The sequence below is a fragment of the Pseudomonas sp. NPDC090233 genome, from assembly GCF_044772285.1.
GTDB lineage: Bacteria > Pseudomonadota > Gammaproteobacteria > Pseudomonadales > Pseudomonadaceae > Aquipseudomonas.
The window spans coordinates 264,610-278,739 of the sequence record NZ_JBIVYQ010000007.1; the positions used below are offsets into that span (position 1 = coordinate 264,610).

Below are 14,130 nucleotides of genomic sequence, written 5' to 3' on the forward strand. Positions count from 1 at the left end.
GGTTTACTCCGCTTTGGCGTCTGCTTTGGCCGCGTTGGCCTGATCAGGGCTACCTGGCTTCTTGACGTTGGTGGCATCGCTGACCTTGACCTCGACGCCAGGGCGCACGTACTGCAGGCCTTCGGTGATCAGGCGGTCGCCCGGGTTCAGGCCTTCCTCGATCAGCCAGTCACTGCCCAAGGTACGGCTGGCCTTGAGCTGGCGCAGTTCGACCTTGTTCTCCTGGTTGACCACCAGCGCGGTCGGTGCACCCTTGAGGTCACGGGTGACGCCTTGCTGTGGGGCCAGGATGGCGTTGCTGTTGACCCCGGCCTTCAGCCGCGCATGCACGAACATGCCAGGCAGCAGGGTGTGGTCCGGGTTGGGGAAGATCGCGCGCAGGGTCACGGAGCCGGTGGTCTCGTCGACCGCGACTTCGGAGAACTCCAGGCGACCGTCACGTTTGAACAGGCTGCCATCTTCCAGAACCAGCTGCACCGAAGCCGAGTTGTCGCCGGCCTTCTGCAGTTGGCCGCTTTCCAGGTCACGGCGCAGCTTGAGCAGCTCGGCGGTGGACTGGGTGACGTCGACGTAGATCGGGTCGAGCTGCTGGATGGTGGCCATGGCGTTGGTCTGGCCATTGCTGACCAGGGCGCCTTCGGTGAACGACGAGCGCCCGATGCGGCCGCTGATTGGTGCCAGGACCTTGGTGTAGCGCAGGTCGATCTGGGCGCTTTTCAGCGAGGCATCGGCTTGCAATCGTTTGGCATTGGCGTCGTCGTATTCCTGCTTGGACACCGCCTGCTCATCGATCAGCTGCTTATAGCGCTCGGCCAGCGAGCGGGTAGCCTGCAGGTTGGCCTGGGCGTTGGCCAGGTTGGCTTCGTACACGGCCGGGTCGATCTGATACAGCTGCTGGCCTTCCTTGACGTCGCTGCCTTCCTTGAACAGGCGCTTGAGAATGATGCCATTGACCTGTGGGCGAACTTCGGCAACGCGGTAGGCGCTGGTGCGCCCCGGCAGTTCCGAGGTCAGGGTGAAGGCTTGTGGCTGAAGGGTCACGACGCCGACCTGAGGAGCCTGTGCTGCGGGCGCGGCTTCTTCTTTCTTGCAGCCACTTAGCAGAGTTGCCAGGGCGACGGCGGAAACCAGAGCGGTAACGGCTGGCTTGAATTGCATGAGGATCCTCGGGTCGCTAGAGCTGGGAGATGCTCAAGAGTAATGGAAGAGTCTTGTCAGAAAAAATTCTATCGGGTGGATATATAGCTTGCTAACGAATATACTTACATTCATGGTTGTTTGTAAATACCGTTGGGTAGTACTTGGCTACCATCCCAGCCCTTTGATTAGCCTATCCGGGCGGCACCCTGCAGAGGTGGCCCCGGCGGATTTCCCGCACGCGAAGTGCTTGCGGGCCCAGATGAGGTTGTACTGCCATGGTCCGTCGAACCAAAGAAGAAGCCCAGGAAACCCGCGCGCAAATCATCGAGGCTGCGGAAAAGGCCTTCTACAAGCGCGGGGTAGCGCGAACCACCCTGGCTGACATCGCCGAGCTGGCGGGCGTGACCCGCGGTGCGATCTACTGGCATTTCAATAACAAGGCAGAGCTGGTGCAGGCGCTGCTCGACAGCCTGCACGAAACCCATGACCACCTGGCACGCGCCAGCGAAAGCGAGGACGAAGTCGACCCGCTTGGCTGCATGCGCAAGCTGCTGCTGCAAGTGTTCAACGAGCTGGTGCTCGACGCCCGTACCCGGCGTATCAATGAAATCCTGCATCACAAGTGCGAGTTCACCGATGACATGTGTGAAATTCGCCAGCAGCGCCAGAGCGCAGTGCTGGATTGCCATGAGGGCATTACCCTGGCGCTGGCCAATGCCGTGCGCCGTGAGCAGTTGCCGGCGGAGTTGAATGTGGAACACGCGGCCGTGGCGTTGTTTGCCTATGTCGATGGCCTGATCGGGCGCTGGTTGCTGTTGCCAGACAGCTTCGATCTGTTGCGCGATGTCGAAAAATGGGTCGATACCGGGCTGGATATGCTGCGCTTGAGCCCTGCATTGCGCAAATGACACTTTGTTAAGGATTGTGAGGGAGTGTTTCCCCCCGATATTAAGGGGGGATTAATACCTTAGGCTGATGCCTTAATGCCCGCGCAGTTGCCGGTCGGGTAAAGCCAACGCTGCCACCAGGCCCAGCAATGCCACCGCTGCGCTGCCCAGCAACAGGTGGCGGAAGGTTTCCAGCAAGCGTGCCTGGGTCGTCGGATCCGGCTCGCCTGCCTGCAAGCTCCCCAGCAGCGGATTACCCAGCAGCTCGAAGCCACCCTGGTGCAGCAGCGCCAGCAGCAGGCTGGACATGCAAGCCACGCCCATGGCCCCGCCAAGCGAGCGGAACAGGTTGGTGGTGCTGGTGGCCACGCCGATGTCCTTGCTACTTACCGCACTCTGGGTGCCGACCAGCGAGGTCGGGAACTGCAGGCCGCAGGAGATACCGGTCAGGAGCATGAACACGGCGCTGAGCAGCGCGGATTGCGGCGGTGTGATGGCCATGGCGAGGATCGCCACCGGCATCAGCAGCGCGCCGGCGAGAATCTGCGGTTTGTAGCGGCCCGTGAAACTGGTCATGCGTCCGCCGGTAAACGCCCCAATGGGCAGGCCAATCGCCAAGGGCAACAGGTGCAGCGCCGCGCTGTCGGCACCTGCACCGGTGATGCCCTGGTAACGCAGGGGCATCAGCATGGTCAGCGAGATCGACTGGAAGCTGGCAAAAAAGATCACTCCCCAACACAGCACGGCCACCCGGTTGCCAAATAGGCCGAGCGGCAGCAAGGGCTCCGGGTGGCGACGTTCGTGACCGATGAATAATGCCGTGCCCAGGCCTGCGCAGGCGAACAGGGCCAGCACGGAAGGCGCGTTCCAAGGCTGGCCCTGGCCGACGAGTGTAATACCCAGCAACAAACTACCTAACCCCAGAATCAGCAACACCGCCCCGAGATAGTCCACCTGCGCCTGCCGGCGCTGTACCGGCATGCCGCTCAGCGCACGCTGGATCGCCCACAGGGCGACCAGGCCCAGGGGCAGGTTGATCCAGAACACCCAGCGCCACGACAGGTATTCGGTCAGCCAGCCACCCAGCACCGGCCCGGCAACGCTCGCCACGGCATACATGCTGCTGAAATAGCCCTGATAGCGCCCACGCTCCCGGGGTGGCACGAAATCACCGATGATCGCCTGGCTCACCGACACCATGCCGCCCGCGCCGATCCCTTGCAGCACCCGCGCCAGCACCAGCTGCTGCATGTCCTGGGCCAGGGCACAGGCGATCGAGGCCAGGGTGAACAGGCTGATGCCGGTGAGAATCATGCGTCGGCGCCCGTAGAGGTCACCGAGCTTGCCATAGATCGGCACGGCTACGGTCATCGCCACCATGTAGCCGGAGATCACCCAGGCCAGCAGGCCGACGTCGTTGAACTGGGCGGAGATGGCTGGCAGGGAGACAGCGACGATGGTCTGGTCGAGAGCGCCCAGGAAGATCGCCAGCATCAATGCGGTGAGGACGTTGCGCAGAGCGGTTGGGGGCAGTGCGGCTGTCACGGGAGTACCTTCGGTCAGCGGGTGGCGTATGAAGAGTGTCGAATTGTAACCCGAGTTAGGTAGCTTCCTATGTACTATCTGCATCCCCTATGCAAGATCGGCATTGGCGCATTCATCCAGTGCTGCATGGCCGCGTGATATCGTGCTTGGGCCGCAGGGGCTGAAATCCGGGGCTTGCACCAGCTTGGTGCAGCATGTTGTCGCAGGATTTGAGTGCCGCTGTATCCCACACCTTTTATTCCTCTGCCTGCATGTCGAGCATGACCGCCCAGATGGCGACGGTTGGAACAGGTCAGGTAGACCCGATTCAGGGGTCGGTAGCAACCGTTCAATTTCACCTATAAGCGGAGTGATCATGCCCAGGGCTTCCCACCAAGATTTGCGTTTTGCCTTCCGCGAGCTGCTCGCTTCAGGTTCCTGCTATCACACGGCATCCGTGTTCGACCCGATGTCGGCGCGCATCGCCGCCGACCTGGGTTTTGAAGTCGGTATTCTCGGCGGCTCGGTCGCGTCGTTGCAGGTGCTGGCTGCGCCGGACTTCGCCCTGATCACCCTGAGCGAATTCGTCGAGCAGGCCACCCGCATCGGCCGCGTGGCTCAGTTGCCGGTGCTTGCCGATGCCGACCATGGTTACGGCAACGCGCTCAACGTCATGCGCACGGTGATTGAACTGGAGCGTGCCGGGGTCGCCGCGCTGACTATCGAAGACACCCTGCTGCCGGCCCAGTTCGGGCGCAAGTCCACCGACCTGATCCCGGTTGAAGAAGGTGTCGGCAAAATCCGCGCGGCTCTGGAAGCGCGGGTCGACTCGTCGCTGGCGATCATCGCCCGCACCAACGCCGGGGTGCTCAGCACGGAGGAAATCATCGTGCGTACCCAGAGCTACCAGAAGGCCGGCGCTGACGGTATCTGTATGGTGGGCGTGAAAGACTTCGAGCAGTTGGAGCAGATTGCCGAGCATCTGACCGTGCCGTTGATGCTGGTGACCTACGCCAACCCCAACCTGCGCGATGACGAGCGCCTGGCGCGTTTGGGCGTGCGCATCGTGGTCGATGGCCACGCCGCGTATTTTGCCGCTATCAAGGCCACCTATGATTGCCTGCGTCTGCAGCGCGGTCAGCAGAACAAGTCGGAAAACCTCAGTGCCACCGAGCTCTCGCACACCTACACCCAGCCCGAGGATTACATCCGCTGGGCCAAGGAGTACATGAGCGTCGAGGAGTGATCGGGACGCTGCCCTTCACGACAAACCGGCATCCCACTCAGGCTCATCGCTGAACCGCTGCGCGAGGAAGTCCAACATGCTGCGCAACGTTGCCGGCATGTGCTTGCGTGACGTGTACACCGCGTTCAGGTTCAGCTCCAAGGGCCGCGCATCGGGCAGCAGGCGGATCAGTTCGCCCGTGCGCAGGGCCGGCGCAGCCTGATAGGTCGGCAGCATGGCGATCCCGGCGCCGGCCAGTGCCGCCTTCTGCAGCGTCAGCGCCTCATTGGCACTGATATTCCCCTCCACCGGCACGGCGATTTGCCGGCCGTCCACTTCGAACTGCCAGACGCTATGGCCGAAGTAGGCATGGGTAAGGCAGTTGTGCCGACTCAGCTCCTCCACCCGCTGCGGCGTACCATGCGCAAGCAGATATGCCGGTGCCGCACAGATGACTGAGCGGCAAACGGTTAGCCGCCGGGCAATCAGGTTGGGGTCGAGGTCGTTGCTGGTACGGATGGCCAGGTCGATGCGCTCGTCCACCAGGTTGACGGTGCGATCGAGCATCTGCAGTTCGACCTTCACCCCAGGGTAGCGCCGCACATACGCGGCCACCGCATCCACCAGCTGTGCCTGGCCGAATGAAGTACTGACACTGATGCGCAGTGCGCCCCGGGGAGCATCCTCCGGTTGGCGCACGGCGGTCTGCAGGTCGCCGGCCAGTTCCAGCAACTGGCGGCAACGGGGTAGCGTTTCCAGGCCGGCGGCGGTCAGGCTCAGCTTGCGCGTAGTGCGCTGCATGAGGCGCGCGCCGACCCACTCTTCCAGTTCTGCCAGGTAGCGCGAGACCACAGGCCGCGATAGCTGCAGATGATCCGCCGCTGCCGACTGGCTGCCCAGGTCGACCACGGTGATGAAAACGCGCATGGCGCTGAGACGATCCATGATTTGCTCGTTTTTAGAAACAAACTATGTTGGAGCATCGCATTTTTTGTCATGGATTTGGCAACTAAGCTGTTGATCATTCTTCTAGCGGACGGTCACAGAGCATGTCGATTTTCATTCCCTTGCGCAGCCTGGTTCTGGCATGCCTGGCCCTGACGGGTCAGGCCCAGGCCGCCGAGCCATTGCAACTGGATATCTACAACCCAGGCCATGAGGCGATCTTCCCGGTCAGCTCGGTGATCGTCAGCGGCGAGAAAGACGCCATCCTGGTCGATGCCCAGTTCGGCAAGGCCCAGGCTGAACAGGTGGTGCAGCGCCTGCGTGCTGGCGGCAAACACCTGACGACCATCTATATCAGCCATGGCGATCCCGATTACTACTTCGGCCTCGACACCCTCACCCAGGCATTCCCGCAGGCCAAGGTGGTCGCCTCGGCTGCCACCGTTGCCCATATCCGCCAGACCATGGACGCCAAGCTGGCCTACTGGGGCCCGCAGATGGGCGCGGACAAACCGGCACGCCTGGTGGTCCCGCAGGTGCTCGATGGCAATCGCCTGACGTTGGAGGGGCAAGCGCTCGATGTCATGGGGCTGGATGGCCCGCAACCTGAGCGCAGCTTTGTCTGGATCCCCTCGATCAAAGCGGTGGTCGGTGGCGTGGTGGTTTCCGAAAACATCCACGTGTGGATGGCTGATACCCAGTCGGCCAAGTCCCATGCCGACTGGTTGGCCACGCTCACGCAGATCGAACGGTTGGCGCCGCGCACCGTGGTGGCCGGGCACTACCTGGGCCAGAGCAAGCATTCGCTCGATGCCGTGCGCTTCACGGCGGGCTATATCCGCGCATTCGATGCTGAAGCGGCCAAGGCCAAGGATGCCAATGCACTGATTGGCGCGATGAAAAAACGTTACCCGGACCTGGCCGACGAAAGCTCGCTGGAGCTCGGTGCCAAGGTCGCCAAGGGCGAGATGAAGTGGTAATTCCATTCAATTGAAGGAGTGTTCCTAATGAGCAAGATCGCAATCATCGGTGCCACTGGCCGTGCCGGCAGCCAATTGCTGGAAGAAGCCCTGCGTAGGGGGCACAGTGTGCTGGCCATCGCCCGCGACCCTTCAGCCCTGCAAGGGCGAGCCGGTGTCACCGTGCAGGTACTCGATGTAAAGGACAGTGCGGCGTTGCAAAATGCTGTCGATGGTGTGGATGCCGTGCTGAGCGCGGCGCATTTTTCGACCATCGAGCCACACGCGATCATCGAGCCGGTCAAGCGTGCCGGAGTCAAGCGCCTGTTGGTGGTGGGGGGTGCCGGTAGCCTGCTGTTGCCTTCCGGGCATCGGGTGATCGACAGCCCGGACTTCCCGGAGGCCTACAAGGCCGAGGCCAGTGCCGGGGTACGTTTTCTCGACGTGCTGCGCCAGGAGCAGAACCTGGACTGGACCTTCCTGTCGCCCTCGGCAGAGTTCGTCGAAGGCGAGCGCACAGGGCACTTCACCTTGGGCAAGGACCATCTGCTGATTGGCGCTGATGGCAAAAGCTGGATCACCTTTGCCGACTTTGCGATTGCCATGCTCGATGAGCTGGAAAAACCAGCGCATTCGAAGCAGCGGTTTACTGTCGGCTACTAAGGCCTGTCATTGCCCCGCGCGATCTTCCAGCCAGTCCATCAGCTCGACCAGCCCCGCTGGCAGGCTTTTGGCCTGGCTGACCAGGTAATAGCCTTTACCGGTGATCACCTTCAAGCCGAACGGCATGCACAAGCGCCCGCTGCGCAGGTCATCGCCAATCAGCGCCCAGTCGCCAATGGCCACCCCGGTGCCCTGGGAGGCCATTGCCATGGCCATGTCCAGGGTCTCGAAATGCTGCTTCGGCCCTTGCAGGTCGAGCGCTGCGCCGGCCGACTGCAGCCATAGTCGCCAATCATGCTCATCCCGCGACGGGTGCAACAGCATATGGCGCGCCAGGTCCTCGATCTGTTTCAACGGTACCGGCCCCGCCAGTAACGATGGCGCACAGACCGGCGTGAGTTGCTCGTCGAACAGTTTGCGCACCCGCAGCCCGTGATTGGGCAAGCTGCCATAGACAACGGCTGCATCGAATCCTTCTCTGCGAAAGTCCACCCCGTGTTGCACCGTAGTGGTCAGTTCCACCGGCACATCCGGGCGCAGCGCCTGCCATTCCATCAAGCGCGGCAGCAACCAGCGCATCACGCAGGTCGGCGCCTTGAGCTGCAGGGTGGTGCTGCGCCCACCCACTTCGCGTACACCTTGTTCGATCAGGGCGAACACCTGCTGTACCCGCGGCAGCCAGTCCTGCCCCTCGCGGGTCAGGCTCAAGCCCCGGGCCTGGCGCTGGAACAAGGCGTAACCCAGGTGTTCCTCCAGCCCGGCGATCTGCCGGCTGACGGCACCTTGGGTGATATGCAACTGCTGCGCGGCACGGGTGAAATTGCAGTGCTGGGCGGTGACCAGAAACGTGTGCAGGGCAGGGAGGGGCGGGAGGCGTTTCATCGCGGCAAGCCATGATTACAGGACATGGCTAGTATGTGTTTTTTTGCCTTGTGGCGATAGCCGTGGGTTGGGTCCAATGCGCGTAGATTCCAACAAGATCCAAGGTGAAACCCGATGGCAACCTGCGGCGAAGTATTGGTCAAACTCCTCGAAGGCTATGGCGTAGACCATGTCTTCGGCATCCCCGGCGTGCATACCGTGGAGCTTTACCGCGGCCTGGCGGGCTCGGCTATCCGGCACATCACCCCTCGCCACGAGCAGGGCGCCGGGTTCATGGCTGACGGCTATGCGCGCACCCGTGGCAAGCCGGGCGTATGTTTCATCATCACCGGCCCCGGGATGACCAACATCACCACCGCCATGGGCCAGGCCTACGCCGATTCGATCCCGATGCTGGTGATTTCCAGCGTACAGTCGCGCGACCAACTGGGCGGTGGCCGAGGCAAGTTGCACGAGTTGCCCAATCAGAGCACGCTGGTGGCCGGCGTGGCAGCCTTCTCGCAAACGCTGATGAGCGCCGACGACCTGCCGCAGGTGCTGGCGCGTGCCTTTGCCGTGTTCGATGGCGCGCGGCCTCGCCCGGTGCATATCGAGATCCCGCTGGATGTGCTGGTAGAACCCGCCGACCACCTGCTGCCGGGCCGTCCGGTACGCAGCAGCCGCGCGGGCGCCGCGCCGCAGGCCGTGGCACAGATGGCCGAACGCCTAGCCACGGCGCGCAAGCCGCTGATCCTGGCAGGCGGCGGTGCGCTGGCTGCAGGCGCTGTACTGGCGCGCCTGGCTGAGCACTTGCAGGCCCCGGTAGCGCTGACCATCAATGCCAAGGGCCTGCTGCCGGCAAAACACCCGCTGCAAATAGGTTCGACGCAATCGCTGGTCGCCACCCGTGCGCTGGTGGCTGAGGCTGATGTGGTGCTGGCGATCGGCACCGAGCTGGCCGAGACCGACTACGACGTGACCTTCAAGGGTGGCTTTGAAATCCCCGGTAGCCTGCTGCGTATCGACATCGACCCGGATCAGACCGTGCGCAATTACCTGCCGGAGCTGGCCCTGGTAGCCGACGCCGAACTGGCGGCGCAGGCGCTACTCGACCGTTTGCAGGTACTGCCGCAGCCGGCCCGTGATGGCCGCTGGGGCGCAACACGTGTGCAGCGCCTGCGAGAGGCGCTGAACGCTGATTGGGATCAGCCGACGCTGAGCCAGACCCGCCTGCTGACCAGCATCCTGGAGCGTCTGCCCACTGCCATCCTGGTGGGAGACTCGACCCAGCCGGTGTACACCGGCAACCTGACCTTGGACATGGATCAGCCACGCCGCTGGTTCAATGCCTCGACCGGCTACGGCACCCTCGGCTATGCGCTGCCCGCAGCCATGGGCGCCTGGCTGGGCAGCGCCGAACAACCTGCCGCGCGCGCGCCGGTGGTGTGCCTGATTGGCGATGGCGGCCTGCAGTTCACCCTGCCGGAGCTGGCAAGCGCGGTGGAGGCGCAGGTGCCGTTGATCGTGCTGCTGTGGAATAACCAGGGCTACGAAGAGATCAAGAAGTACATGGTCAACCGCGCCATCGAGCCGGTCGGTGTGGATATCCATACCCCGGACTTCATCGGTGTCGCCCGGGCCTTGGGGGCAGAAGCCGAAGATGTCGGCGATGTGGCGCAACTGCAGGTTGCCCTCGGGCGGGCGGTGGAGCGCCGAGGGCCGACCTTGATCCAGGTCGATCAGAGCCAGTGGCAGGCGGCCGTGCAGGGCTGACTTTCAGCCGGCACTGGCACGCAACCGTGCGACATCGCGGATCGGTGGCGCGCCGTACAGCCGGCTGTATTCGCGGCTGAACTGGGACGGGCTTTCATAGCCCACCCGATAACCCGCCACCGCTGCCTCAAGGCCGTCGTTAAGCATCAGCCGGCGCGCCTCCTGCAGGCGCAATTGCTTCTGGTACTGCAACGGGCTCATGGAGGTCACCGCCTTGAAGCGGTGGTGCAGGGTGGAGGTGCTGAGGTTGACCTCCCGCGCCAGGTCCTCGATACGCAATGGCAGCTGGAAGTTCTGGTTGAGCCAGGTGATGGCCTGGCACACCCGGTGCGTCTGGCTGTTGGCCAGGGCGATTTCGTACAGCCGGTAGCCCTGTGGGCCACGCAGCAGGCGGTAAAGAATTTCCCGACGGATCAGCGGCGCCAGCATGGCAATGTCACGGGGCGCGTCCAGCAGGCGGATCAACCGCAGCAGTGCATCGAGCAGTTGCGGGTCGGTTTTTTCCACGAACAGGCCGCGGCCGGACGGCAGGTTGGGGACCAGCATCGGGCCGCTTTCGGCGATCAACTGGCTGATTTCGGCCGGGTCGAGGTCCAGGCGCAGGCCAAGGCACGGGTTCTCCGGGCTGGCATCGAGCTTCGCACCGCTTAGCGGCAGGGCCACCGACACCACCATGTAATGCAGCGGGTCGTAAGCGTACTGCTCATCGCCGAGAAACAGGCTTTTGCTGCCCTGGGCCAGGATGCACAGGGCGGGTTGCGCCACGGACGGTACGGAGCGGACATTCTCGGTGTAGCGCACCAGGTATAAGTCATCGATGGCCGAGGCTGGGCCGTGGGCGTCGCCACCGTGACGGCTGATCAACTCCGCCAGCTCCAAGCGCTGTACTTCCAGGGTAGGATCGATGGACTGGGTAGTGGTCATGATGGCTTTCCTCTGCTGACCGACGCAGCATAGGTTTGGGCAATGCCGGGCGCTAGTCGAAAGCTGCACATCGATTGCCTGATCCTGCAGCGCGGCAGGATCAGGCAATCGGCGTGCAGTAATGGCCTAACGCGCGATGCAGGGGCGCACCTAATCTTGGCAGCCTGGTTTTTCTGTCCGCCTGCTTCAAGGAGATCGTGCAATGGCCCTTTCACAACCGGTCACCCACTTGGCTTTCATCCGTGCCAGCAGCGGTCGTTCGGCAGAGCTGGGCGCGCGTCTGCGTGACCTGCTCGAACCCTCGCTGAGTACGCCTGGCTGCCTGAGCTTCACTGTACAGCGCTCCCAAGCCGATGCTGACCTGTGGCTGCTTAGCGGTAGCTGGCGCGATCAGCAGGCAATGAGCGGCTATTTCGCCTCGCCGACCCTGCAGTTATTTGGCGAGTTGGTGCAAGCCCAGGTAGTCAGCAGCCTGGACTTGCATACCTTCGATTGAATGCCCCGTCACACAGGTTAGAATGCCGCCTCGATAAACCAGGCGGACAGCAACATGGCACGTAGAGAATTCCCCCATTTCGAAGCGGTTTCGGCGATGGTCCCAGTAGAAGGGGGCGGATACAACGCCGCCATTGCAGTCAAAGCCCTGGGCATGGGCGGTGCGCCGCGTTTCCACAAGGTGCTGAACGGTCAGGTTTTCAAAGGCGCCATGGCGGCCGATGAAGCCGCCTGCGCGGAGCTGGAGCGCCTTCAGGGCGTCAGCGAAGACGGCGAGCTGGTCTGGTAACAGCGCTTTCGATCAGACTTGCGGCCTGCGCATCTGGAACAGATTGCCCAGCTCGAAGTAATCCGCCGGGCCACCGCCACGCAAGATCGGTTCGGCGGCGGCCGTGTCGTAGATGCCGTCCTTGAGCAAATGCTCGGCAATATGCACCGCCACCACTTCGCCAAGAATCAGCCAGCTTGGCACCAGTTCCTGATCGGCACGCTTGAGCTGGACGATCTGGCTCACCTTGCATTCGAAGGCCACCGGGCTTTCGCCCACGCGCGGCACTTGAACGATGCTCGACGGCGTTGCAGTCAGGCCGCTCAGCTGGAATTCGTTCACATCCGCCGCCACTGCCGCACAGCTCTGGTTCATCTGCTCCGCCAGCGGGCGGGTCGCCAGATTCCAGACGAACTCACCGGTCTGCTCGATATTGTTCAGGCTGTCTTTGCGCCCGACGCTGCAGAACCCGATGATCGGCGGAATGTAGTTGAAGGCGTTGAAGAAACTGTAGGGCGCGAGGTTCAGTTGGCCTTCGCTGCTTTGCGAAGAGATCCAGCCGATCGGGCGCGGGCCGACGATGGCATTGAACGGGTCGTGGGGCAGGCCGTGGCCTTTGGCGGGTTCGTAGTAATACATCTGCGTCGGGCTTGCTGGCCCTACCTCTGAGGGGACGAGGCGCCTAGTGTGCCAATTCTGTGTCTGCCTGAAAATGATCAAGCCCGGCCGAGGCCGGGCGAATGACACGCATCAGTGATCAGCTGAAGCGGTGGGCGTTGGTGCGGTCGAAGCCATTTTCTGCAAAGCGCTGGCCGCCGGTGCGATCAAAGCCGTCTTCGGCGAAACGCTGAGCACCCGTGCGATCGAAACCATCTTCGGCATACGTGGCTGCTTGAGTCTGAGCGGCTGCGAAGGTGTGTGCGTTGGTTCGGTCGAAGCCATCTTCGGCGAAGGCGCCAGTTGCGAAAATCGAGAGGGCCAGGGTGAGGATCAGTTTGTTTTTCATGGTCGTTGCTCCGTGGGGTTCGAGGGGTTGTTTGTTTCTATGGGTTCGATGCTACGCTTATTTTTTTGATAAAAAAGCGCAATTATCAGAGGTTTCTAATCAGTTTTATTGATTTATTCGCGCGCGGCTTCTGGTTACCGACATTTAATAAGCGCCGGTACTTAAGAAAGCGGGCATGGATGGCGAAGCGCTTTTCAGCCAGCCATCACAGAGTGATGGCGTCGAATTAATGCGGGGTTAAATGGGCTGAAAGTCGGCGCGGGACGTATCAGGCGGCGGGAATGCTTTGAATGTTTATCTGATAGCACGTGCTTCGCCCCCCCCCGGGGAGGCGAATCAGGCATGCTTTGTCGAGCAGGTCGGTCAAATGGCGGGTTGCAGTGGCCTTCGATACCTTTGCAACTGCCTGATACTGCGTTGCATTGATGCCCTCTTCGAAACCTCGTGGTCCACCATCAAGCAGCCTGTTGAGTACCTTGACTTGCTCAGGCAGCAAGCCGTCAGCGCGATGGGCATTCCAGAACCTCGCTTTGACCAGCACCCGGTCGATCCGTAGCGAAGCCTCCTCAAGGCTGCGTAGCAGCGTTTCGAGGAACCAAACCAGCCAGAGGGTAATGTCCATTCCTCCTCTCTGGCTGTTCTCCAATATCCGGTAATAGCCTGCGCGATCCTCAAGGATGCTCGCGGACATGGCATAGAAACGAATCGCCTGACGTTCCCCTTGAGCAAGTGCCAGATCGGTAAGAGCGCGGGTAAGACGACCGTTGCCATCGTCGAAAGGGTGCAAGGTTACGAACCAGAAATGGGCGATGCCTGCCCGAAGCATTGGGTCGAGCTCAGCGACGTTCTGGCTGGTTGCAAACCATTGAAGAAAAGCTTCGAGTTGATCTTCAAGCCCGGCGCGTGGCGGTGCTTCAAAATGCACGGTGGGTTTGTCGATTCGACCGGAGATGACTTGCATCGGAGCTTCATCGCGCAACTGGCCAACCAGTATCGGTTTCGAGAGGCTTTCATTTTTGTCTGGCAACAACCAGTGATGCCAAGCGAACAGGCGGTGCAAGGTCAGCGGCTGGCCATACCCTTGCGTCGCATCGAGCATTAGCTCTGCCAGGCCTTCACTTCGCGCGTTGGTAGCGCCTTGCTGGTGTAAGCCCAAACGACGAGCGAGAGAGGAACGTACTGAGCCCACATTCAGTTGCTCGCCCTCGATTTCGGATGAGGTGACGATGTTCTGCAATAGGGTGTCGAGAATGTTTTGGCACTCACTGAATTCATCGACCGCTCCCATCCTGCCCAGCAGGAGACCCTGGGCTTCTACGCAGCTGCGCAGCAAGGGGGCGAGCTGTGCATTTTGCCATTCGAAGTGGGGCCAATTTGGCTGTTGCCAGATCCAGCGATGAGCGTTCATGGTTGCCTCAGGATGTATCGTGAGCCGAATAATAGCGGTATTCGGCTCACTT

Annotated in this window: 14 protein-coding genes and 1 pseudogene; 7 read left to right on the forward strand and 8 right to left on the reverse strand. The window is 61.9% G+C overall.

The window, feature by feature from the left end:
* Positions 1-3 precede the first annotated feature (3 nt).
* A complete protein-coding gene (gene ttgA, locus ACIQUF_RS20990; protein WP_403134992.1) occupies positions 4-1,158 on the reverse strand; it encodes a toluene efflux RND transporter periplasmic adaptor subunit TtgA in 1,155 nt (384 codons plus the stop codon).
* Positions 1,159-1,415: 257 nt separating this feature from the next.
* On the opposite strand from ttgA, the gene ttgR reads away from it, so the two are divergent.
* Positions 1,416-2,048, forward strand: a complete 633-nt coding sequence (ttgR, locus tag ACIQUF_RS20995) for an efflux transport transcriptional regulator TtgR (protein ID WP_400800208.1) — start codon at positions 1,416-1,418, stop codon at positions 2,046-2,048.
* A gap of 72 nt (positions 2,049-2,120) precedes the next feature.
* Here the strand turns inward: ttgR and ACIQUF_RS21000 are convergent, their stop codons facing one another.
* On the reverse strand, positions 2,121-3,572 hold the full coding sequence (locus tag ACIQUF_RS21000; protein WP_403134995.1) for an MDR family MFS transporter: 1,452 nt from the start codon (positions 3,570-3,572) through the stop codon (positions 2,121-2,123).
* A 355-nt stretch (positions 3,573-3,927) separates the two neighbouring features.
* Here ACIQUF_RS21000 and ACIQUF_RS21005 point away from each other — a divergent pair, with 355 nt between their 5' ends.
* On the forward strand, positions 3,928-4,797 hold the full coding sequence (locus ACIQUF_RS21005; protein WP_403134997.1) for an oxaloacetate decarboxylase: 870 nt from the start codon (positions 3,928-3,930) through the stop codon (positions 4,795-4,797).
* Positions 4,798-4,812: 15 nt separating this feature from the next.
* Here the strand turns inward: ACIQUF_RS21005 and ACIQUF_RS21010 are convergent, their stop codons facing one another.
* Positions 4,813-5,721 carry a LysR family transcriptional regulator gene (locus ACIQUF_RS21010; RefSeq protein ID WP_403135000.1) on the reverse strand — a complete coding sequence of 303 codons (909 nt, stop codon included), beginning with the start codon at positions 5,719-5,721 and terminating at the stop codon, positions 4,813-4,815.
* Positions 5,722-5,825: 104 nt separating this feature from the next.
* Here ACIQUF_RS21010 and ACIQUF_RS21015 point away from each other — a divergent pair, with 104 nt between their 5' ends.
* Both ACIQUF_RS21015 and ACIQUF_RS21020 read left to right on the forward strand, forming a co-directional pair.
* The gene (locus ACIQUF_RS21015) at positions 5,826-6,701 is read left to right on the forward strand and encodes an MBL fold metallo-hydrolase (RefSeq protein WP_403135001.1); all 876 of its coding nucleotides are present in this window, start codon (positions 5,826-5,828) and stop codon (positions 6,699-6,701) included.
* Positions 6,702-6,728: 27 nt separating this feature from the next.
* On the forward strand, positions 6,729-7,343 hold the full coding sequence (locus ACIQUF_RS21020; RefSeq protein WP_403135004.1) for an NAD(P)-dependent oxidoreductase: 615 nt from the start codon (positions 6,729-6,731) through the stop codon (positions 7,341-7,343).
* A gap of 6 nt (positions 7,344-7,349) precedes the next feature.
* On the opposite strand, the gene ACIQUF_RS21025 is transcribed toward ACIQUF_RS21020, so the two are convergent.
* On the reverse strand, positions 7,350-8,225 hold the full coding sequence (locus ACIQUF_RS21025; RefSeq protein ID WP_403135006.1) for a LysR substrate-binding domain-containing protein: 876 nt from the start codon (positions 8,223-8,225) through the stop codon (positions 7,350-7,352).
* A gap of 114 nt (positions 8,226-8,339) precedes the next feature.
* On the opposite strand from ACIQUF_RS21025, the gene ACIQUF_RS21030 reads away from it, so the two are divergent.
* Positions 8,340-9,977, forward strand: coding sequence for a 5-guanidino-2-oxopentanoate decarboxylase (locus ACIQUF_RS21030; RefSeq protein ID WP_403135008.1), 1,638 nt, complete (start codon positions 8,340-8,342; stop codon positions 9,975-9,977).
* 3 nt (positions 9,978-9,980) lie between these two features.
* Here ACIQUF_RS21030 and ACIQUF_RS21035 read toward each other — a convergent pair whose 3' ends face one another.
* Positions 9,981-10,901 carry an AraC family transcriptional regulator N-terminal domain-containing protein gene (locus tag ACIQUF_RS21035; protein ID WP_403135010.1) on the reverse strand — a complete coding sequence of 307 codons (921 nt, stop codon included), beginning with the start codon at positions 10,899-10,901 and terminating at the stop codon, positions 9,981-9,983.
* Between the two features lie 202 nt (positions 10,902-11,103).
* On the opposite strand from ACIQUF_RS21035, the gene ACIQUF_RS21040 reads away from it, so the two are divergent.
* Positions 11,104-11,397, forward strand: coding sequence for a putative quinol monooxygenase (locus ACIQUF_RS21040; protein ID WP_400800233.1), 294 nt, complete (start codon positions 11,104-11,106; stop codon positions 11,395-11,397).
* Positions 11,398-11,451: 54 nt separating this feature from the next.
* On the forward strand, positions 11,452-11,685 hold the full coding sequence (locus tag ACIQUF_RS21045; RefSeq protein ID WP_403135011.1) for a hypothetical protein: 234 nt from the start codon (positions 11,452-11,454) through the stop codon (positions 11,683-11,685).
* Between the two features lie 12 nt (positions 11,686-11,697).
* Here the strand turns inward: ACIQUF_RS21045 and ACIQUF_RS21050 are convergent, their stop codons facing one another.
* From ACIQUF_RS21050 to ACIQUF_RS21060, 3 genes and pseudogenes are all read right to left on the reverse strand, one after another.
* A complete protein-coding gene (locus ACIQUF_RS21050; protein ID WP_403135013.1) occupies positions 11,698-12,303 on the reverse strand; it encodes a flavin reductase family protein in 606 nt (201 codons plus the stop codon).
* A 121-nt stretch (positions 12,304-12,424) separates the two neighbouring features.
* A pseudogene (locus ACIQUF_RS21055) lies at positions 12,425-12,670 on the reverse strand (hypothetical protein); the annotation flags it as partial.
* Between the two features lie 268 nt (positions 12,671-12,938).
* Positions 12,939-14,078 carry a Fic family protein gene (locus tag ACIQUF_RS21060; RefSeq protein ID WP_403135016.1) on the reverse strand — a complete coding sequence of 380 codons (1,140 nt, stop codon included), beginning with the start codon at positions 14,076-14,078 and terminating at the stop codon, positions 12,939-12,941.
* Between the last annotated feature and the right edge of the window lie 52 nt (positions 14,079-14,130).